The sequence below is a fragment of the Candidatus Anoxymicrobium japonicum genome (genome assembly GCA_002843005.1).
Classification (GTDB): domain Bacteria; phylum Actinomycetota; class Geothermincolia; order Fen-727; family Anoxymicrobiaceae; genus Anoxymicrobium; species Anoxymicrobium japonicum.
In genome coordinates this window covers 24,928-46,475 of record PHEX01000009.1, presented here as the reverse complement: position 1 = coordinate 46,475, position 21,548 = coordinate 24,928, and the positions used below count along the sequence as shown (strand labels likewise).

The following is a 21,548-nucleotide window of genomic DNA, read 5'->3' as shown; positions in this document are numbered from 1 at the left end:
GAAACGCGACTCGAGGTAAACAAGAGGCTCAAGGGGAAACCCCAGCGAGCTGCCAAACGGGTAACCTATCATTGGCGAGAACGTTGCGCTACCGCCCATAGCGCCAGCGTTCTTCACCCACCAGTTCATCCAGATGGCGCCTAGATTGTCGCCAGGGTACCCGTAGACGGAGGTGCGCAGATGGATTATCAGTGGCCAGGTCAAGAACAACGTAAATGCGAGATAGAAGAAAAATATCCAGACCTCGGGGGGAAACGCCCTTAGACGGGAAAGAATAGCCCTGGCTGATTTCTTGATGCCTTTGTCCCTTCTTGCGCCGTCCAACGACGCTTCATCTAATCCACCAGAACTCATGTGCCGCAGGCTGGCTTCACTCCTGAACCTATCAGTAAATAGAAAATACGACCAACGATTGTTTCTAATCATCCTCCAACTAATCTTTTCATGCAAGTATAAAATAAGGAAGCCGATCTATGAGAAATCGGCTTCCATTCGTCACTTCTTCAGAACCTAGATAGTATGATCAGTGACCGTGCCAACACTTGGACATGATACATACGGTGGATTGATGCCTGTCACATCGCCACTAACCGAAGACAGGGTGTATGCTGCTGGTGTTGCTCCGGGGCACGTCGGGTTCCGCTTAAGGAAACTCGGTCCCAGCTCGGCGCTAACAGCGCCAGCCGGCGGGTACGCCTCATACTGCGCGCAATATGTGTTGACCGCGCCATCGATAGTCCTCATGTTAGCCTGACAGGTTCTCGTCTGGGCGTTCTTCTTAGCTGCCAAGAACACCGGGATTGCTATTGCAACCAAAATTGCAATGATGAGGATAACAATCATCAGCTCAATCAGGGTGAATCCCTTTTCCCCATGTAGATATTTACTCATTTCTTTCACCTCCCTTCATGCTCTTCAACTACTTTTTCCTTCCTTTTCCTTCCTTCAACTCGGTGTTTCGGCATGCATTGCCAAAAACTTTAGCAGGCCTGTGATAAAAACAAAACACCACAGACAAGAATGTCTGTGCTACCATCCACTGAAGGTGAGGAAATGTTTACTTGATCATGGTGATGACTTTGAAGATCGGCAGATAGAGCGCGATTACGATGAAACCGACCGATCCGCCGAGGAACATCATCAACAGTGGCTCGAGCGTCGCGGTAAGGCTGTCTACTCCGGCGTTCACCTCGCTGTCGTAAAACTGGCTGATCTTCAAGAGCATTACGTCCAGCGCTCCCGTCTCTTCTCCAATGGCAATCATCTGTGTCACCATCGGAGGAAAGACGCCGGACTCATCCAACGGCCTGGCGATTGTCTCTCCCTCTTTGACACTCTCGCGCACGTGATCAAGAGCCCTTGTGACGGCCATGTTGCCCGTAGTTTCACCTGTTATCTCGAGAGCGCCCAGGATCGGCACCCCGGAAGAGATCAGCGCCCCGAGGCTCCTCGAGAACTTGGACATCGCCGTTTTATGAAAGAGAGTGCCGACATACGGCATTTTCAACTTGAAGCTGTCGATCGCGTAGCGCCCCTTCTTGGTCATCTTGATCCGCCTGAACGCGATAACCAATCCGACTATGACGGCAACAATAACGAGGCCGCCAGGGCCGGCGACGAAGTGGCTAAAGTTGACAAGCATCTGGGTCATGGCCGGCAGGCTGCCGCCCAGCGTCTCGAACATCGCCGCGAACTTTGGCACCACAAAGATGATCATTATCCCCAGCAAAAGCGATGACAGCGCCATGATAGCTATTGGGTACGTCATCGCCGATTTTACCTTGCGGTGGATCTCGAACTCACGCTCGAGCTGCTCGGCAATACGCAAAAGAACGTCATCGAGCATGCCGCCCATCTCGCCGGCGCGCACCATCGCCACGTACAGATTGCTGAACGCCTGGGGATGCTTCGAGAGGGCCTCGGACAGGGATCGCCCACCTTCCACCTCTTTCTGGCAATCGGTGATGATGTCGGCAAGCACGCTGGACTCCGTCTGCCGGGCCAGGATGCTCAGGCACTTGATCAGGGGAAGCCCGGCATTGATCATGGTCGCGAACTGCCGGGTAAATATGTTCACATCCTCCTGCTTCGCCTTTGCGCCGAAGATGTAAATCTCTTTCTTGCCCATCGACACTTTGACTTCTTCGATGCTGACAATGACGTACCCCATCTGGCGAAGCTTTCCAGATAGAACTTCCGAGTTCTCGGCCTCCAGTGACCCTGATATCTCGCGGCCCGTACGGTCTCTGACTGTATATGTGAACTCTGTGGCCACTTTAAGAACCTCCCAACGTGACCGAACCGATATCCTTACCCTGCCTACGCCTCACCAATCACAATAATAGCACTATTTTTCGATTCTATGAACCGAAGCGCTACATACCCCCCTCCAACCCTCTCCACCCCACGCGCTTCGCGCGCGGTGGCCCCGGGGCTAGGAAGTGTGACACGGGCATTCTTGCTTGTGATAAAAATGGACATTACCGGCCGACGAGGCGCCTGAAGTCATCTCTGTTGTGGGCTCTCGCAAGCCCGGTTTCATAAGTTGTCTGGCCCGCGCGGTAAAGCTCCGCGAGCGAGGCGTCCATGGTTTGCATCCGGAGCTGGCCGCCCGACTGCATGGCCGAGTAAATCTGGTGAATCCTCGCGTCTCTGATCATGTTGCGGATAGCGGAGGTCGCTATCATAATCTCGACCGCGGGAACCCTGGACCGCCTGTCCTTTGTGGGAACCAGTTGCTGCGTCACGATAGCCCGTAGCGTCGAGGCCAACTGGAGCCTGACCTGCGCCTGCTGAAAAGTCGGAAAGACGTCGATTATACGGTCGATGCTCTGGGGGGCGTCCTGCGTATGAAGCGTCGCAAAGACCAGGTGGCCGGTCTCGGCGGCGGTCAGCGCGGTTTGTATGGTCTCGAGGTCTCTCATCTCGCCGACGAGTATGATGTCGGGATCCTGCCTCAAAGCATACTTCAAGGCGCTTGCGAACGAATGTGTGTCCGAGCCGACTTCGCGCTGGTTGACCATGCACTTCTTGTGCAAATGAAGAAACTCGATAGGGTCTTCGATCGTGATTATGTGCTCTTCACGGGTCGAATTGATGAGGTCGATGATCGCGGCAAGCGTGGTCGACTTGCCCTGGCCGGTCGGCCCGGTCACCAGGACAAAACCCCTGGGAAGCCGCGCGAACTCTTTGACCACCAGCGGAAGCATGAGCTCGTCGAGCGACTTGATGCGATATGGAATAATACGGAAAGCCGCGCCGACACTGTTCCTCTGAAAGTACGCGTTTACGCGAAAACGGGCGCTGCCCGGCACGGAGTACGACAGGTCGAACTCCAGGTTGGTTTCCAGCGTTTCCCGCTGGCGGGCCGTGAGAATGCTGTAAACCATATCACGGGTGTCGGCGCTCGTGAGCTTTTGCTGATCCATCCGCTGCAGGACGCCATTGATGCGCAACACAGGCGGGATACCTACCGTGATATGCAGGTCAGAAGCCCCGCGGTTTATCACTTCCTTGAGCATCTCGTTTATGTCGAGTCTTGATCCTTGCTGTGCCACGTAACACCTCCGCTTTCTACATAACGACTCGAAGAACCTCTTCTATAGAGGTTATACCTTGCGCGACCTTGCTGAAACCATCTCCGCGCAAAGTGACCATTCCATGCTCCCTGGCCAGCGTTCCGATTTCACGCGCGGTCGACATGTTGACAACCAGTTTTTCTATTTCCTCATCAACCCCCAGCACCTCGTAGATTCCTATCCTCCCACGAAAGCCGGTGTTATTACAGTAGAAGCATCCACCGGGATCGGCCTTAAATACTGTAATCTTGTTCTCGTCACCAACAGGAAAGCCTATCTTCTCGAGGTACTCAGCGTCGTATGTCGTCTCTTCCCTGCAGTGAACGCATAACCTTCGGGCAAGCCTCTGGCTCACGACACTGTCCACAGCCGACGCAATAAGAAACGGCTCGACCCCCATCTCCGTCATTCTGGTTATAGCCGAAGGCGCGTCGTTTGTGTGAAGCGTGCACAGCACCATGTGACCGGTCAGCGCTGATTCGATAGCTATCTTGGCCGACTCGCTGTCTCGGATCTCACCGATCATGATAACGTCGGGGTCGCATCTCAAAATTGACCTCAAGGTCGTGCCAAACGTGAGGCCCACCCTGGTGTTGACCTGCACCTGGTTCGTTCCGTGGAGCCGGTACTCGACCGGATCCTCTACCGTGATGATGTTAACTTCACGCTTGTTCAGTTCGGAGAGAGCCGCGTACAACGTTGTCGTCTTCCCGGAGCCGGTAGGCCCAGTGACGATCACGGTGCCGTACGGCTTCGTAAAAGACTCCGTGAACCGCTTCAACAGATCAGGAGAGATGCCCAACTGTGAGAGGTTCATCAAGAGCGAGGTGCTGTCGAGTATCCGGAGGACCATCTTCTCTCCGTGGACTGTTGGCACGGAAGCCACGCGAAGGTCAATGTGCTTGCCTTCTATCTCGAGCGCGAATCGGCCGTCCTGCGGAATCCGCCTCTCGGATATGTCCATGCTACCAAGGATCTTTAACCTCGAGACTATGCCGGGGTGAATGCGCCGCGGGGATCGCCGGATCTCGCGAAGCACGCCGTCTATGCGATAACGGATGCGTATGTCTTTCTCCCCCGGCTCGACATGAACGTCGCTTGCGCCGTCAACAACAGCCTCACTGATTATGAGGTTGACGTACTTTACGATAGGAGCCTCCTCCCCCATCTCCTTGAGATCCTCCACCTCCTCGATCACGTTCTCTTCGTCGAGAGAGAAATCTTCAAGCTCCTCCTGGGCGGCCATGTCGGAGTGCAGGTACCTTCCTATCGCCTCTTCAATGTCCTTCTTGGTCGCCACAACCGGCGCGATCGCCCTGCCCGTCATGATACGCAGATCATCGAGAGCGAACACGTTGGTTGGATCCGCCATCGCCACCACGAGCTTGTCGCTGTCGTAGTCGATCGGAATAAGTATGTGCCTTCGCGCGAAATTCGCGTCTATGAGCGCGGCAACGGAAGGATCGACGATGTAGTTGGAAAGGTCGACGTACCGGATGCCTATTTGCTCCGCGAGAACTGACGTAAGCTGCCCTTCGGTGAGAACGCCTTTCTCTATGAGCACACGACCAAGTGACTTGCCGGTGCTCGAGTGCTCCTGGAGAGCCTCTTCAAGCTGATCCTCACTTATCAGATTGTTTTCGAGCATGAGCCGCCCCAGGCGGTCTTGCTTCGGCTTCTCCATTCTGTGTCTTCCTTGGTCGAGGGGTCAGGCACCGTCTACCGCTAAAGCGGTAGACGGTGCCTGACCCCCCCTAACTGTGCGTCTCTTCCAGCGCGCGCAGGAGCGCAACTCTCATGACTTCCACCGGAGCTTCCAGCCCCGTCCATATCTCGAAGGAGGCGGCGGCCTGGTAAAGCAACATACCCTTCCCGTCCATGACCCGCGCCCCGCGCGAGGCCGCCTCCTGAAGCAGCGGCGGCTGGGACAGTGAATAATTGAGATCGCAGACCAGTTTGTTCTTATTCAACAAAGACGGCGGCACACGCAATGACTCGCTGGAGATCGTGCGCGGCGTCGCGTTTATTATTACGTCGGACTCGGCCACAACAATGTCGTGGTTGTCGTCGGGAGACAGCCACGTGACGTCGACGTCGGGCGTACTCGAGCGGATTATCTCCACAAGCTGCCTGCTCCTGTCGGGCAATTGGTCGACAATGGCGATGGAAGAGCAACCCGCCAGCGCCAGCGAAACGGTGACGCTGCGCGACGCGCCACCGGCGCCAAGCACCAGGATCTTGCGGCCTTTGACGTCATATTCCAGATCCCGCGCCAGCGCGGTGTAAAAGCCGCGCCCATCCGTGTTGTAGCCCATGAACTTGCCCTTGTCCGCGAGAATCGTATTCACCGCGCCTACCGACTCCGCAAACACGGCAACTTCGTCCAGCAAGCCAAGCACCATGATCTTAAAGGGCATGGTTACGTTAGCCCCGGCAAAGGAGATCGCTTTCATTCCATGGATCGCCAAGGCCAGGTTCCCCTCCTCGACGAGCATCGGCACGTAACACCAGTTCAGGCCAAGATAATCAAATGCCGCGTTATGGATAGCCGGTGAAAGCGAATGTTCCAGCGGGTTCCCTATGATTCCTACCAAACGCGTACTACCATTTATGCGCATTAGAATCCCGTTCCTCAAACGCCCGAGGCGTCACTCATGCAAGACACGCCAGAACCCCCTTGCCCCCCTTGTCAGGGGGGTAGGGGGAGAACTGTCAACCTGTCTGTTCCAGAGCCTCCGCCCTAGCCATCACTTTCTCGAGCAAGGCCAGTAGAACTTCCTTGACGTCAGTCAACTTCCTCGCGTCACATCCAACGATATCCTTGTCTTGAAGACAATCAATATTATTTCTTATCTCGTCCGCTGAAAAGCAATCCTTGTGGTCCGACCTCGTGAGCCCCACTACGCACGGCTTATCCGACATGCCCGCAAAAGCCCTGACTATGCCGTCCACCTCACCAAACGATGACGGCTTGCTGCCATCAACCAGAACCACGTAGCCAAGCATTCCCTCGGAGAGTATCTCCCACATGAAGTCGAAGCGCGCCTGACCCGGCGTTCCATAAAGGTGGAGAGAGTACCCGTCAGGAAATGTGATGCGACCAAAGTCCATCGCGACGGTGGTGTCGCATTTTTCGCTTCCCCGCCCCATTTTTCTCTCGGTGGAAACCACTTCAATCTCGCTTATCGCATTTATAAAAGTAGTCTTCCCGGAGTTGAACGGGCCAGTCACCACTATCTTGTAGACTCTATCCAAGTAATCCCTCCTGAGCGTCAGGGGTCAGGCACCGTCTACCGCTGCGTCTACCGCAACCAGGGGTCAGGCACCGTCTACCGCTGCGTCTACCGCAACCAGGGGTCAGGCACCGTCTACCGCTGCGCGGTAGACGTTGCCTGACCCCTCTACAGATCATATCTTTTTCACATCATCAATAATCTTCTTGGCCGACTTCTTGTCTATCTCTTTTGATCCTCTACCGCTGTCCTTCTTTTTCTTTCCCTTTTCACTTGAAAAAGCCTCTTTTTCGCTCTCCGTGATGCGACGCCGCTTCTCCTTGACACCACCGGCGAGTTCGATCAGTTCTCTCTCGAGTTCAAAAGTCTCGAGGTCCACCAGGCTGGTTCCGACGCCCCGCTTTCCGCGAACCTTCATCGCGAACTCTTCGTCGTCGTCAACCTCTTCGTCGAGACCGGCGTCCGGCGTCTTTGCCTCAGCGGCGGTCGGCTCCAACTCCTCTTCGTCAGCGACAGTGACAGGCTCGGCATCGAAAGTGATGGTCTCGGAGTCCGTCACGGCCTCGGTCGAACTCTCAGTAGCCTCAACGGTTTCGCCAAACACAAACTCTTCTTCCGGTTCAGCGTCGGCGACCTCTTCTTCAGAAACCTGATCGGTATCACCAGTGGGTAGCTCCTCGGGCGTCACAACTTCTGTACTGGTAGCCTCTATTTCCTCAACCGCGGAGAGTGGCTGTTTCATGGCATCTATGAATATGACTTGCGCTTCCTCTTCCGGCAAACCTTTTCCGTCAAAAGCGGTCAGGGGCGTATCATCAAGCACCAGTGGGGGCAGCTCTTCTTCCCGGGAAGCGGCTACTTCGTCCATGCGCAGCACTTCCGCGTCGGGTGCTCGCTCTTCAAAAACAACCTCTGCTTCCTCGGCAACCACGGTTGAGGTAGATGGCATGGGCGCCACCTCGACATCCAGGTTCAGATCCTCAGCGGTTACTATCTCTTCCGTCTGATCGATTTCGACAACTGGAGCGCACTCTTCGAGGTCAACCTCTTCGGCGCTATCCTCAGCGCCTCTATTGAACTGGATCACGCGACCGAGCCAACTTTTTTTTGGAGCGCCCTCATCTTCCGGCTGTAATTCGTCCTGCCACGGCTCAGCCGCATCCACCGCCACGTTATCTTGCGTATCCTGTGTAGAAAGTTGCGGCTCGCGAGACTCAACAATCGGATAAGCAGACTGATCGAACTCCAGAATCTCTTCCAAACTAACGTCGTGCTGTCGCGGAGTCACCTGCGATAGTTCTTCTATCTCCTCCTCCGCAGGCAACGGCAAACCCTCGGGCGCCTCATCAACAAATGGGATATCTTCTGTGCGCGGCTCGAGCTCGTCAGCGCCTGGCGCGACCTCATTCTCGGCGCCTGGCGCATCAGCTCCAACGCATACGTCAAGCTCTTCCGGGACGACAGATTCCAACTCAATCTGTGCCACGTCCGGCTCGTCTTCGACGACAAGATCAAAATCCTCCAGCGCGGTTTCCGCCGGAAAGCGCTTATCCGCATCGGACGACAGAAGCTTGTGTGGCTGTTCGATATTCGCTGACTCCGCCTCAAGCGCGCCGGGTTCCTCCTCTATCGCATGAGATGTTTCAATCTCTAGAACCGGTGTCTCGATGTCGGCATGAGTGACGGCTTTGACCTCGTCGGAGGCTTCATCGCCCACGACATTCTGGTCGAGCCGGCCAAGTGACTTGCGCGATCCAGCTTTCCTGGCGCCGCCGGAAAACCTCGTCAGGTGTCCTGCCCACTCGAGTGGAATATCATCAGGCGCTTCAACCTCTTCCGTTTTATCAACAACTGGCTCAGCATCGGTGACCGCAACATCGAGCGCGCGTTCAGCTTCAACCGCTTCCGCCTTTGCCTCCGCCTTTTTCTTCTGCTCGGTTTCCTGGAACATCATCAGGCCATCGTTATCAGATGCGTCCTTGAGCGCAAGAGACTTGTAGTAATCAACGAGGCTCACGCCGGAAGCAGGCTCAGCAGCCTTCGTGGTAGCCTCCTGGTCAACGCCCGGCGACGTGAGTTCTTCTTCCGGGGCATCAACGGGCTCGGGAGGCTCAAGAACGTCGACAGATTCAGAGGACAACCTCTTTGCAAAGCGACGCGGCTTCTTGTGCTGCTTACGAGGAACCTCAACCTCATCATCAGAGAGCTCCTCGACAAGTACTACGTCATCCAGGTCGCCATCGATCGCGATATCCTCGCCATGTTGCTGTTCTTTCTGCTTCGCCGTGGACTTTCGCCTGATTTTGCGCCCGTGGCGCATCGAGCTTGCGATCTCTTTCTCCGGCAAAGCCTCTTGCGGCTCGTTCACCACTTCGCCCACCGGTTGTGACGCCTCCGCGCCCGGATGCGGCATCGAACGTGCCTGGTCAGTTTTCGACACTTTCTCGAGTTTCACTATTTCGTCCTCGAGCGCCCCTGGTATTGTAAAGTCACCTGTGGCATCCGTCCCGGCAAGAGCGATCAACCCCGCGGTTACCAATCCATACAACGCCTTGCAGGTGGCAAGCGCGCTCTGCTGTGATTTCTCTATGACGTCTTTCACAGCGTTTTCGCCATTCACGTGGTACAGAACGAGCCACTCTTCGCTCGTGAGGTTGATCTCGGAAGCGTCTTTGCCCGGATCCCCGGTCACCTTGAAGACAGCGTCAAGCGATGGAATCCTCTTCTCGATCTGGTACCACTCATCGAGCCTGCGGCTACCCTCCATGATAAGTTCCTCGGTACTCATGGATAGCCCGATGTCCTCCTCCGGGAATGTCTGGTGTGGGTCGAAGTCGAAATCCCCCTCATCCCAGCGAAGCATGTGGAAAACCGCGTCTCTGATCTGTTCCTCCACAAAGACTTCGAGCGACTCGCGGCTTATGTAGCCGAGTTCAACCAGGATGTTGCCAAGCCGCTGACCTTTCCGGTCAGTCTTCTGCAGGTCGAGGGCTTCATCTATCTGCTCAGCAGAAGCCATGCCAACCTCGACAAGCCGCTGGCCGAGGGGCGCTCTTTTCCAGTTGTGGGTACCAAAAAATACGTTGCCGCTCCGGAAGCAGACGTAACCTTTTACATCACCATTTGTGATGTTCAAGGTTCCGCTTTTCTTCCCAAAGTGAATCAATTGAAACAAATCAGGAAGACTAAAATCTTTAAGGCGTCCCTCTAGAGGCATGATATCCCTGCCACTTTACTGTTCCGTCCCACAGGGACATTATTCGTATTCAACCTGGAGATGTGATTCGATGATGGCGGCGATTGCCTTTGCCGTGTTCTTGATATCGTACAGGACAAGCCCGAGTTTGCTTCCACGCTTGACAACAGCATTCAACACCGCGTCCTCACCGGCGGCCAACAGGAACACATATCCATCGGCGCCTTCCACAAAAACCTGTGCCAGCTCTCCACGCCCAAACTCATGGGCGGTTCTCTCCCCGAGGCTCAAGAGCGCCGCCGACATAGCTCCAAGGCGATCTTCCTCGTAGCTCTCAGGAAGGATCGACGCCATCACGAACCCATCCATGCTCACAACCGCGGCCGCATCGATATCCTTTGTCTTTTCCAAAAGCCCCTTGAGCGTTTCCTCAAGTTCGTTCTGTTGAATACTATCCATGCGTTCTTACCTCTTTTTTAATCAATTCTACCACACGACCTCACTAACCTCACATTGTCTCACTTCAAATAATCCCGGCGAGCTTTTGCGCGCAACGATTGACATCGAGAAGAGTCATGCCCATCTTCGCTTGGTTATCAACGGCGCACGCAAGAATAACGTCATCGTTCACCTTGACAACGACCAGATCGCCAAAGCTTCCCCGAAGATAAACCTGCTCGACGTCGCCTCTCAAAAGCTCACCGGCAACCTTTTCCCCCGACGCAATCAGCGAAGAAGCCGTGGCGCTGAGAAGCTCCTCGGTCATGCCATCCGGCATGTCAGACGCAAGCGGCATCGCATCGGAACTTATGAGCGCCACTGCCTGCACACTATCACTGTCAGATCTCAACTTTTTGAGTGTCTCTATCATCTGTTCTTCGCGCATTCAGGTTACAACCTCCTGTGGCCGTCAAAGGGCCTGTATTTAATGTCGGACAACCCGCGCATAATTATGAGCAGGCTTAACTTTCGGGTCAGGTCTTTTTTCTTAAGTCGATCGCTCGTCCAGAGGGGTCAGGCACCGTCTACCGCTAAAGCGGTAGACGTTGCCAGTAGACGTTGCCAGACCCCTCTTAAACTTTAAAAAAAGACCTGACCCGAAAGTTAAATTATACGGGTTACGAGCCTGCTCGGGTAGATGGGAGGCTGTTCTTCGCCGCCAGGATCAGCGCCAACGATCGTGATAGCCGCGGACCGACAGAACTCGACGCACGTGAAACACGCGATGCACGCTTCAGCGCGCTTTATGAAAACCTCACCTCCAGCGACTGCTTCAAGCACTGGAAACTCCACTGCCGGGCCGCTTTGCGGGCACATGCTCGCGCAATCCCCGCAGGCCACACAACGCTCCTTATCGATTATTATTTCCAGCACTTTTTACGCCTGCCTTCTACTTTGTCAGTGCGTTCCACATGGCACGCATGGATTGAAAGACCTGACAGCGCGCGCAAGCCTTGACGCGGCGGCGTCGCTCACTTCAATTCCCATCACCGTTTCACCCGCGACTCTCGAGAGGTAACTGTTCATCAAGATGCCGTTGAACTGCAATGGACTCATGATCTTGTAGGAACTCACAGCCCCGTCGGAGCCCAGGGAGACCGCGTGGGCAAGAACTCCACCGGGCGAGTCAAGAACCGCGAAACCATTTGACGCGGATAGCCGCGCTCCTGCACACGCTTCGCGGGCATCCGCCGCTCCTTCCGCCAGCAGATTTTTGGCTTTCTCCCATCCCCATATCGCCTCGAGCGCGAGAGCTGCCAAAAGGAAATGCTCTCTGTCCAGTGGATGCCCCCACTGCTCGAGCACGCGATCACACTCGAGTTCCGCTACTGGCGTATCCGGACCGAAACCAACGTTCACCCTGGCAAGCGAACCGACCATACAAGGCTCAAATCCAGTTACGGCAAGCGGTTTAAGATAGAACCACGGAACGGGTCGTTCCTCAATCGACGCCAGGAACTCCTTAAACTCCATAGTGGATTCTTCGCCACCAGCGAACGGTGCGCACGTGATCTCATTGCCGAGAATGGCGGGCCGGCCGGCGTCGGTCGTCGTCATGTAAAAGCCCTCGAGCGAGACGTCACTCTTCACCATCTTCGACTCACGCCTTGTCAGCATCTCCGCCAGGCGCATACTCTCGTGGAGATTGTCGGCACATCCATCCAAAAGCTCTAACGCCCTGTCAACCGCCGCCTGGTCAGGCAACCCGGAAACACCGCCTACGACAATCGCTCCCGGGTGAAATCGGTTGCGGCTGAGCTCCTCGAGCGCCTTATCGATAGAAACAAGCACAGAAGAGAGCCTGCTCACAGACTCCTGATCTACCATGTATATGCCGGTGATGTTCTTGACCGCCGCATCCGACATCGGAAGAGCGAAGTCGGGAAGAATCTGAAAAATCATGGTCTTTATCTGAGTAGCGGCAAGGAATAGCCAGCAAAGCGTTTCCCTGTGTGACGTGGCATCTTCGGGCACCTCCACGCCACACGCGGACTCGATCGCCATAGCGGATGCGAGCTGATGGAAAGGGCCACAGGCGCCGCACGTCCTGGCAAGGATTTGCGGCACGCGGAGAGCGGGCTTTCCGACGACCATACGCTCGATGCCCCGCGTCTCGAGCGCCCTGAAACGCGCCTCGGCGACCACCTGTTGCGGGGTAAAAAGTATCTCGATGTCGGCGCGCCCCTGTATGCGCGTAACCGGGTACAAACGAATTTTCTCCCCCAACGCGGATTCTTTCCGATCAGTCATCTGGCGCCATCTCCTTGACTTTCGCTTTTGTCACCGGGTCTGAGCCTGTGAACATGTAAAGCGCTTGCCGCATCGGTTCAATCTGTCGGGCGACCTTCTCCTCGCGCGATCCTGTGGTGCGCGCGATATAAGTAATCAAGTCAGAGCGCACCGAGTGCAACTGCGACGAAAGAACGGCGTCCGCGGGTCCCCTGCAACCCAGACACGCCGCGGCCACCTGTGGACACGCGGCGCGACAGCCTCCTCGTGTCACGGGACCCATACAGAGCACTCCCGAGTTCAGGATGCACACGCTCTCGGGGACTCCCGGACCCGGGTGGAGTTGAAAGGCTTTTGCCGACTTGCGCGCCACACGGCGTGTGCAATCGGAGCAAACCGTGCTGTTCAGATGCGGTGGGGCATGCCCCTCGAGCGCGGACTTCAAAGCCTCAAAGATGAGGTCCGGCGGGGGTGGGCATCCAGGGACGTACAGCTCGACATCCACTCTCGAATCCAGAGGCTCGACGTGCTCAAAAACACGTGGCAAAATCGCATCGAGAGCGTCGTCGCAACTGTTGTCAATAATTTTCCGCGAGCCAAACAGCCCACCGTAAACCGCGCAGGAACCGACAGCGATTATCTTTCTGCTGATGTGAGCGATCTCGGACGCGATTGCGCGTTCCTCGTCATTGCTTATGCAACCGCTCACGAGCACAACGTCCGACGGAGAGATCGACCGCCTGTCCACCAGCAAGCTCGAGAACGAGATGGCATGCTCGCTCAAGAGCGCTATTAGAGGTTCACCTATCGAGAGCAGCGCGTTCTCGCATCCACCACACGCGCTCAGAGCAACTGTCGCGACATACATCACTTCCTCATCTCCACTTGCACCTTGCACGCCCGCGGTCCGCAATGGCCAATCTTCATGTCTACCCGCCGGCCGAGCGCCATTTCCATACAACCGATCATGTAGCCGTGAAAAGCGTGACAAAGCAATCCGCCAGGTTTTGTTCCAACAGCGCGAGTGAGCCTTTGGAGCGGACAACTCCTGAATACCAGCCACGCGGAGCTCCTGTCGCCGCCGTGTATCCAGTGATCCTGCTGACCGGGATCTTTCCAATACTCGAACCGCCATACGCCTTCGCCTTCGGCAAGCACAGACCGCAAAGCCGTGTCAAAATCCTCTGTTCGCGCGGCCAGGCGCCCCTGGACGCGGCCAGTATCGCGCCCCGACTGGTACATCATGGCATGAGCACCTTTGCCTAATACGCCATCAATCGTGACATCCAAGATAAACACCATGCGCATCAGCGCCTTGAGCTCAGGCTCATGTTTTGCGCCTTCAACCTTCACCACGAATATCTCCGTTTCTGTCACTGCTTCTGAGCACCGTCTACCGCTACCAAGGCAGGGGTCAGGCACCGTCTACCGCTAAAGCGGTAGACGTTGCCAGACCCCTATTGCTTTTTGTTTTGCTCGTTTTTCCAGATGTCGAATTGCCTGTAATCGCTCGTGAAGCTGTGACTGCCTTCAGGGCCGGTCAGGATAAAGTATAAGTAATCTGTCGTCGCGGGGAACAACGACGCGCGGATAGACTCGAAGCCGGGATTGCATATCGGACCCGGCGGGAGACCGTTTATTTTATAAGTGTTGTACGGGGAGTCCACCTCGATATCTTTGTTGGTGAGCTTCGGCTTCCACTGGCCGAGCGCGTAGAGCACGGTCGAGCACATCCCCAGTTTCATGTTCTTCTTGAGCCTGTTATAAATCACCGACGCCACAAGCGGCCGCTCCGTGGACAACTTGACCTCTTTCTCGATTAACGAGGCGATTATCACGATCTGATAAGGCGTGACCCCGAGTTCTGCCGCGCGGTTCCACTCGAGGTCGTCGGTCTCTTTCTTGAAATCACAAAGCAGTTTGTCCACCGTCTCGCGCGCGGTGGTCGTTGAAGTCACCTGGTAAGTGTTGGGAAAGAGAAAGCCCTCCAGATTGCCCTTCGTCCCTTTAAGAAAGCTGTAGTCATAACCGCCGGCTTTCAGTGCTCGCGAGAACTCCGCCGCTTTTATAGAACCGTTTGTCGCTTCCTCAAACCTCTCTCCCGTCTCCGTGGCGTTCAGACCCTCGGGCAATGTAACCGCGTACGTCCTTGGCGTCGGACCGCGACGAGCGCTCGCCCTCCGGTAGATGACCCAACCACCGGCGCCCAGCAGGACGATCAGTATCAAGGAAACCGAGAAGGCGATCGCCGTGGCGCGCCTTCTTTGGGCTTTCTTTAGAGATCTTTCACGCCGGCGTTCGACCCTGCTTCCACAGTCACCGCGCTCGGGCAAGTCGTTCATATCAAAGGCCGTCCAGGTACGCTCGAAGTATCAACGCCGCGGCCACCCGGTCGGAAGCGCTCCGCTTCCTGGCGCGTTTCACGCGTCCTCTTGCCAGGATCGCCTCCGCTTCCCTGGTGCTCAATCGCTCATCAACGAAAGTTATCGGCACATCGAGAACATCTTGCAATTCTCTCGCGAACTCCCGCGTGAGTCGCGCCTGCTGGCCCTCTCTTCCATCAAGGAGTAGCGGCAGACCGATCACAACCGTTTCAGCGCCCGTCTCACAGACAAGCTCGGAGAGCCGGCGAACAGAGAATTCGTCCCTCTTGATAGTCTCACGGGGCTGGGCAATTTTCTTTAAGGGATCGCTTACCGCAACTCCAATGCGCGCTTCACCCACGTCGAGTCCGATAACCGTCATAAGGGCGCCTCGATCTTTTCTTTTATCGCTTTTTCAATCTCGAGCAACGCCGCGTCGGCGCCGTTGATCATTGGCCCACCCGCGATTCCCATGTCCTCTCGCCCGCCGCCGCCGCCGCCAAGCATCTTTCCGCCGGCGTCCGCGAGATCGCGCGCGTTGAGCCTTCCGACCATACCCTTCGCGACCTTCACAACCAACTGGGCCTTCTCACCGGCGACGGCGACAAGCGCGACGGCCCCGATACTCTCCTCTTTTTTTATCATTACGTCGGCGAGGTTTCTCAATCTACTCTGATCCACGGCGTCAACGCGAGCGAACAGAAAGTCGGCGCCTCCGACAGTGATCCTCTTTGCTTTGTCTGTGATTTCACCGGCCATGCCATCCACGGATTTCGAGCGTTCCTTCGCGGCGACGCGCTCTATATCTTTGACGCGAATGAGCATCTCCGCGACACGCAGTGGCACCGATTCACTCCGGACTTTTAGAAGATCCTCTGTCTCGCGCAGAACTCCCTCTATGAACCTGTAGTGCCGAAGCGTCTCAAAGCCGCTCGTCGCCTCGATCCTGCGCAAGCCCGCCCCGACACTGCTCTCAGCTGTAATCCTTACCGGACCGATATTGCCCGCGCGCTCGACGTGAGTGCCTCCGCAAAGCTCCTTTGAAAAATCACCTATCTCGACGACGCGCGCCTCCTCGCCGTACTTCTCGCCAAAAAGGGCCATCGCGCCGCCGGCTATTGCCGCCTCGCGCGCCATCACCGTGACGCGTACCGGCGCATCATCCAGAACACGCTCGTTGACAAGCATCTCTATCCGGGCAATCTCATCGGGGCTCACAGCGTCAAAATGCGTGAAGTCGAAACGAAGCCTGTCGGGCGCGACAAGCGATCCCGCCTGCCGGGCGTGAGCGCCAAGCACGTCCCTCAACGCCCAGTGCACAAGATGGGTCGCGCTGTGGTTGCGGGCGATCGCCAGCCGGCGTTCCACATCCACAGACGCCGTGACGGTATCGCCGACCTTGAGCGCGCCACTGATACGGCCCCTGTGGATCGCGAGGTCGGGCGCCCCGTAAAACGTGGTCTCGACCGCAATCGCGCCGGTCAGGCCCTCGATGACGCCGCTGTCGCCAACCTGGCCTCCGGACTCCGCGTAAAATGGCGTGCGCTCGAGGACGACTTCGATGTCCCGCTCTCCCTCGACAGACTCGACGGAATTCTCGTCGATAATTATCGCGGTGACCGTGGTCTCGAGCCGGTTACGCTCGTAACCCTCAAAGCGCGAGCGCCCGCATCTGTTGCTGGCCTCGGAGTAAGCCGCGCCTTCCTCGTCCATCTCCCCTTTCCTGGAGAGCCTGGCCCGCTCACGCTGTTCCTCCATGAGAACACCGAAACCCTCGTGGTCTATCTTCATGCCCTTATCAGAGACAATCTCACGAGTAAGCTCCAGCGGGAAGCCGAGCGTATCGTGCAAGTAAAAGACCGTCTTTCCTCCAATGGTATCTTTGCCCTCGGCCTTGTGCTCCTCGATCACGTTGCTAAGGAGTTCTACGCCCCGATCGAGCGTCTGGTCGAAACTCTCCTCCTCGGAAGTGATCACTCCCGTCACAAGCTTGTTTCGCTCCTTGAGGCCCGGATAAACGTCCCCGAGAAGCTCTGTCACCACACCCGCAAGCGCGTCGATAAAGTGACCCTCTATGCCAAGCAGGCGTCCGTGTCTCACTGCCCTGCGCAGCAATCTGCGCAAAATATATCCTCTTCCCTCGTTCGAGGGCATGACGCCATCGGAGATCAGAAAAGTGGCGGCGCGCGAGTGGTCGGCTATGACCTTGACTGAGATATCAGCGCCTGGAGAGTCCCCGAGGCGCACGCCACACAGGCCGGTAATGGCTTCTATGACAGGCATTATGATATCGATCTCGAAAATCGTCGAGGCGCCCTGCTTGACGGCGGCGACCCTCTCGAGACCCATGCCGGTATCGATGTTCTTTCTGGGCAACTCCACAAGCGACATATCGGGCCGCCTGTCGTACTGCATGAACACGAGGTTCCAGAGCTCGAGAAAACGGTCACAGTCGCAGCCGGGGCCACACGCGTGGCTGCACGCGAACTTCTCGCCGCGGTCATATAGTATCTCCGAACACGGGCCGCACGGACCCGTATCGCCCATGTCCCAGAAGTTGTCTTGCGCGCCGAGCCTTATGACGCGCTCCGGAGCAACCCCGGAAGTGGATTTCCAGACGCGCTCGGCCTCGTCGTCCTCTTCGTAAACGCTCATCCAGAGTGAGCCGGGATCGATCTCGAGCACCGAGGTCAGAAACTCCCAGGCCCATGGAATTGCTTCATCCTTGTAGTAGTCCCCGAAAGAGAAGTTGCCCAGCATCTCAAAAAACGTGTTATGCCTCGCGGTGATGCCGACGGACTCGATGTCAGTGGTGCGAACGCACTTCTGCGCCGATGTGGCGCGCCTGTAAGGCGGCGGCGCTTCTCCGAGAAAATACGGCTTGAACTGCACCATTCCAGCGTTGGTGAGCAACAGGGTCGGGTCGTCAGGCACGAGCGACGAGCCTGGCGCCACGTGATGGCCCCTCGAGGAGAAAAACTCCAGAAATATGTCGCGTATCTCGCTGCTCTTCAAGAACTCAACCTCGTTTTTTAGAACATGGAATCCTCCCCGTCTAAAGAGGAAGGAAGAGAAAAAAGAAAAAATATTTTAAATGGAGGCGGGAGCGCTTGACGATTGGCACTACCGTTTACTTTTTCTTCATCTTTCTGAACGCTTTGCCGGCACCCGCGCCTATGCCAAGAACTTTCACTATCGGAGAAGTCACGACCTCCTGTACGACCTTGGTAGCGCTGTTGGCCTTTTGAGACATGGACTCGAGGGCTGTCAATATCCCATCGACCCTTTCGAGCTCAGTGTTCACGTGATCCATGGTCGTTTGAAGGCGAGTCATCAACGGGATAGTCTCAACCCGTACGTCGTTGATGAATCGGTTTGTTATCCCCATGGTCTTTACCAGCTGGTAGAGCAACCATGCGGTGAATATCGACATTACCGCAAAAGCGATAGCTGCTATCATGCCTGCGACGGCGCCCATATGCGCTCCTTTCCTCGAATTTTGGATATCAATATACCATAACAGATGTTCAGGAAGGATGTTCAGATCCGCTTAACTTTTCGCAACCAGCAACCAGGGGTCAGGCACCGTCTACCTCTCCGTCTACCGCAACCAGGGGGCTGGCCCCCTGGATTGTTTCGTGTATAAAAGTGAAGATTAATGTGGGGGTGTGCTACCCTGAGACATTTTCATCTTAATTACATTCCGGTGTAACCTTCGGCGAAGTACCACTCCTTCGACGCTTCTTTTACGCCTGCGGCGTCGTGCCCGTCCGACCAGACCCCGTTGTACACGAAATACATTGCCCGCTCCGCGATAACCTGGCCCGCGCCTTGAACCTCGACACACGTCGAGACCTCAGCGTTATCAAGGCCGGGCTGCTCGTCCACGTGGATAGTGAACCGTGAGTGAGGCTTCAAGGCGTCCATCCTGGACGTTGGACTCCCTTTGGCGGGCATAAAAGTGGTCTTGACGACTGCGGCGGCGTCGCCCGGGTTCATGATGAGAACGTACTCGTCGAAAGACCCGCCGGTGAACCCCTCGGCCAGGTACCACGTTTTTGCGGGCTCGCTCACGCCAGCCGCGTCGTGTCCTCCCGTACGTCCATCCGCGTTGAAGTACATAGCGCGCTCGGCGATAACCCCGACGTTCGACGTAATCTGAGTGGAAACCTCCGCGGCCTCAAAGCCCGGAACCTCATCCACTATGATGGTCTTACGGCTCTGAGCGGGAATCGCGAAAGACATCTCGCGCGTGAAGCCATCTTTCCGAAGCATTGTCGCCGTAACGTTCGCCGGTTTCGTCCCCGGGTTTTGCACGAGCACGTAAGTGTCGTAACTCTGCGCGGTGTAGCCCTCAGCGAGATACCAGTTGAGTTGGGGAGCGGTGACACCCATCGCGTTGTGACCTCCCACAAACCCGTTGTAATCAAAGTACATTGAACGCTCACAGATGACGTCACCTGTCGCGTTGACCATTGTGGACACGGAAGCTCCCATGAGACCGGGAACGTCTTTCACGTTAAGTGTGAACCGGCTTTCCGGCTGGACGCTGAAGGACGCATAGACAGGTGTGTTCTTCTCGCGCATGAAAGCCATATTGACGGTAACCGTGTTTTTTTGCGGGTTCTGAACCAGCACGTACTCGTCGAAGTTGTCCGCCGTGTAACCTTCCGCCAGGTACCACGTCTTCGACGGCGCCGTCGCGCCAGCCGAGTCTGTCCCGCCTTTCCACTTGTTCTGGAAGTTGAAGTACATAGCGCGCTCAGCGATGACCGGCGCATCCGAGATCACGCGCGCGCTCACGCCACACCCCGACATAGAACGGTTGATCATAGCGGTCGCGCGTGAAGATGCGGCAACCTTCATCCTGACGGATTTCTTCTCGCCCTTCTCGTTCATGAGCTCGACAGTCGCGTTCGCGGCCACGCTTCCTGGGTTCATGAGCAAGATGTACTCGTGAAAATTCGCCGGCGGTGGCGGTGGCGGCGGTGGTGGTGGCTCGTTGCCGGTCGGTATGTTCCCTGTGTGCTCCGCGTTTTTCCGAAACTGCGGCCACAGCAGATCGCCCGTGGCCCCGCTCTTTTTCGGACCGCAATCAAACACGTAGAAACTACCTCCGCCCGATTCCCCGCCGGTGCCGAGCGCGACCTCTATGCGCCCATCGCGGTCGAAATCTCCGACCACGGGGCTCGTGATGACCATGCTGTCCAGGCCCGACATCGTAGGATATTTATCCGTATCCGGATGATGCCAGACGCGATTGCCCCGGGCGTCCCAGGCGAACATCTCCGAGCCGGAACCTATGATGACCTCGGAGTTGCCATCACCGTTGACGTCACCAAGCGCCGGGGATGCCCTGTTAGGGCCGGGGAGCCCCGCTATTTCCCACATCTTCTGTCCGTTGCCCTTGATCAGCATGATGCTGTCGGTGCCCTTGCCGGCCACCGGATACGAGGCGATAGCGATCTCCTTTATGCCGTCACCATCTATGTCGCCTATCGCGGGTGACGACATCGTGCAGCCGAGCGTCGCTACCGGAAAACCCGCGCAATCCGAGCCATCGTGATTCCAGGCGTACACCCGGAAACCTTCACTCGAAAGCCTGCCCATGGCTGTGTAGTAGTGTCCCGTGCCCACGACTATTTCGTAATATCCATCGTTGTCGATATCCGCGCACGCTGGCGAGGACCAGATGACTTCCGGTGTGCATTTTGGGAAGCCCGGCTGTACGCTGCCGTCCCCGTTGAATACCCACAGGAGCCCGCCGGACGGGTAAGGCCAGCCGCTGCCGCCCGTGCAGTCGCCGCCAATGATGATTTCCTTCAGGCCGTCGCGGTCAATATCCGCCAGCGCCGGCGAGGACCATATCGTGTCCTTGGTATCGTACGGCCAGCCGGGAAGCAGGCCGCCTGAATAGCTCCACGCGTAAACGTAATGTCCATAGGCGCCAACAACAATATCGGGTGCCCCGTCCCCGTTGACGTCGCCAATCGCGGGTGTGCAATAGACACTGACAAAGCCGCCTGTATTCGGCGTCTGCTTGGGCCATCCCCACTGTGAGAGCACGCCGCCGCTCGAGTTGAGGCCCCAGACGCGACCGGCCATGTCGCCAAAGAAGATTTCCTTCTTCTTATCGCCGTCAACGTCATAGCACGCCGCGCCACCGCGGATTGACGCCCCGGCATGGAAAGCCCACTTGACCTGCCCCTTCGCCGTGAAACAGTACAGATGGCCGTTCATGTTCCCGGCCAGTATCTCGTCCTGGCCGTCACCATCGATGTCGGCCACGCTCAACTTGGCGTCATTGAAAGCTGACTGCACGTCAACTTGAGCTTTTATCGGCCTGTCCATTTCCGCCGCGGGCGCTCCAGGAATTACTGTCATCAACGACGCCAGCGCCAGAGCGAGCGTCCACGCCATGAATTTCTTACCACAAGTCAACAATCCA

General features: G+C 56.5%; 18 protein-coding genes. All 18 read right to left on the bottom strand.

The genetic code is table 11. From position 1 onward, the window contains the following. Positions 1 to 354: hypothetical protein (locus CVT63_01750; GenBank protein PKQ28662.1), on the bottom strand; the 354-nt coding region annotated here is incomplete at its 3' end. Positions 355 to 510: 156 nt separating this feature from the next. Next, entirely contained in the window at positions 511 to 891 is a 381-nt protein-coding gene (locus CVT63_01745; protein PKQ28661.1) for a hypothetical protein, read from the bottom strand. A 166-nt stretch (positions 892 to 1,057) separates the two neighbouring features. Further along, complete coding sequence (locus tag CVT63_01740; protein PKQ28660.1) at positions 1,058 to 2,275, bottom strand: hypothetical protein; 1,218 nt, start codon at positions 2,273 to 2,275, stop codon at positions 1,058 to 1,060. A gap of 205 nt (positions 2,276 to 2,480) precedes the next feature. Next, a complete protein-coding gene (locus tag CVT63_01735; protein ID PKQ28664.1) occupies positions 2,481 to 3,521 on the bottom strand; it encodes a type IV pili twitching motility protein PilT in 1,041 nt (346 codons plus the stop codon). Positions 3,522 to 3,573: 52 nt separating this feature from the next. Beyond that, positions 3,574 to 5,262, bottom strand: a complete 1,689-nt coding sequence (locus tag CVT63_01730) for a type II secretion system protein GspE (GenBank protein PKQ28659.1) — start codon at positions 5,260 to 5,262, stop codon at positions 3,574 to 3,576. A 70-nt stretch (positions 5,263 to 5,332) separates the two neighbouring features. Further along, entirely contained in the window at positions 5,333 to 6,196 is an 864-nt protein-coding gene (gene aroE, locus CVT63_01725) for a shikimate dehydrogenase (GenBank protein ID PKQ28658.1), read from the bottom strand. Between the two features lie 94 nt (positions 6,197 to 6,290). Next, positions 6,291 to 6,833, bottom strand: a complete 543-nt coding sequence (locus tag CVT63_01720; protein ID PKQ28657.1) for a GTP-binding protein — start codon at positions 6,831 to 6,833, stop codon at positions 6,291 to 6,293. 153 nt (positions 6,834 to 6,986) lie between these two features. Then, positions 6,987 to 10,028, bottom strand: a complete 3,042-nt coding sequence (locus CVT63_01715; GenBank protein PKQ28656.1) for a hypothetical protein — start codon at positions 10,026 to 10,028, stop codon at positions 6,987 to 6,989. Between the two features lie 39 nt (positions 10,029 to 10,067). Continuing rightward, positions 10,068 to 10,466, bottom strand: a complete 399-nt coding sequence (locus tag CVT63_01710) for a hypothetical protein (protein PKQ28655.1) — start codon at positions 10,464 to 10,466, stop codon at positions 10,068 to 10,070. Positions 10,467 to 10,530: 64 nt separating this feature from the next. Next, on the bottom strand, positions 10,531 to 10,893 hold the full coding sequence (locus tag CVT63_01705) for a hypothetical protein (GenBank protein PKQ28654.1): 363 nt from the start codon (positions 10,891 to 10,893) through the stop codon (positions 10,531 to 10,533). Positions 10,894 to 11,111: 218 nt separating this feature from the next. After that, a complete protein-coding gene (locus tag CVT63_01700; GenBank protein ID PKQ28653.1) occupies positions 11,112 to 11,381 on the bottom strand; it encodes a hypothetical protein in 270 nt (89 codons plus the stop codon). Positions 11,382 to 11,405: 24 nt separating this feature from the next. Then, complete coding sequence (locus tag CVT63_01695) at positions 11,406 to 12,758, bottom strand: hypothetical protein (GenBank protein PKQ28652.1); 1,353 nt, start codon at positions 12,756 to 12,758, stop codon at positions 11,406 to 11,408. Then, the gene (locus CVT63_01690) at positions 12,751 to 13,872 is read right to left on the bottom strand and encodes a hypothetical protein (protein ID PKQ28651.1); all 1,122 of its coding nucleotides are present in this window, start codon (positions 13,870 to 13,872) and stop codon (positions 12,751 to 12,753) included. The genes CVT63_01695 and CVT63_01690 overlap by 8 nt, the downstream gene beginning before the upstream one ends. Positions 13,873 to 14,194: 322 nt before the next feature. After that, the gene (locus tag CVT63_01685) at positions 14,195 to 15,079 is read right to left on the bottom strand and encodes an endolytic transglycosylase MltG (GenBank protein ID PKQ28650.1); all 885 of its coding nucleotides are present in this window, start codon (positions 15,077 to 15,079) and stop codon (positions 14,195 to 14,197) included. A gap of 1 nt (position 15,080) precedes the next feature. Continuing rightward, positions 15,081 to 15,482 carry a Holliday junction resolvase RuvX gene (locus CVT63_01680; protein ID PKQ28649.1) on the bottom strand — a complete coding sequence of 134 codons (402 nt, stop codon included), beginning with the start codon at positions 15,480 to 15,482 and terminating at the stop codon, positions 15,081 to 15,083. After that, entirely contained in the window at positions 15,479 to 18,187 is a 2,709-nt protein-coding gene (locus CVT63_01675) for an alanine--tRNA ligase (protein ID PKQ28648.1), read from the bottom strand. Before CVT63_01675 ends, CVT63_01680 begins: the two co-directional genes overlap by 4 nt. A gap of 43 nt (positions 18,188 to 18,230) precedes the next feature. Beyond that, positions 18,231 to 18,578 carry a hypothetical protein gene (locus CVT63_01670; GenBank protein ID PKQ28647.1) on the bottom strand — a complete coding sequence of 116 codons (348 nt, stop codon included), beginning with the start codon at positions 18,576 to 18,578 and terminating at the stop codon, positions 18,231 to 18,233. A 218-nt stretch (positions 18,579 to 18,796) separates the two neighbouring features. After that, positions 18,797 to 21,520 carry a hypothetical protein gene (locus tag CVT63_01665; protein PKQ28646.1) on the bottom strand — a complete coding sequence of 908 codons (2,724 nt, stop codon included), beginning with the start codon at positions 21,518 to 21,520 and terminating at the stop codon, positions 18,797 to 18,799. Positions 21,521 to 21,548 lie beyond the last annotated feature (28 nt).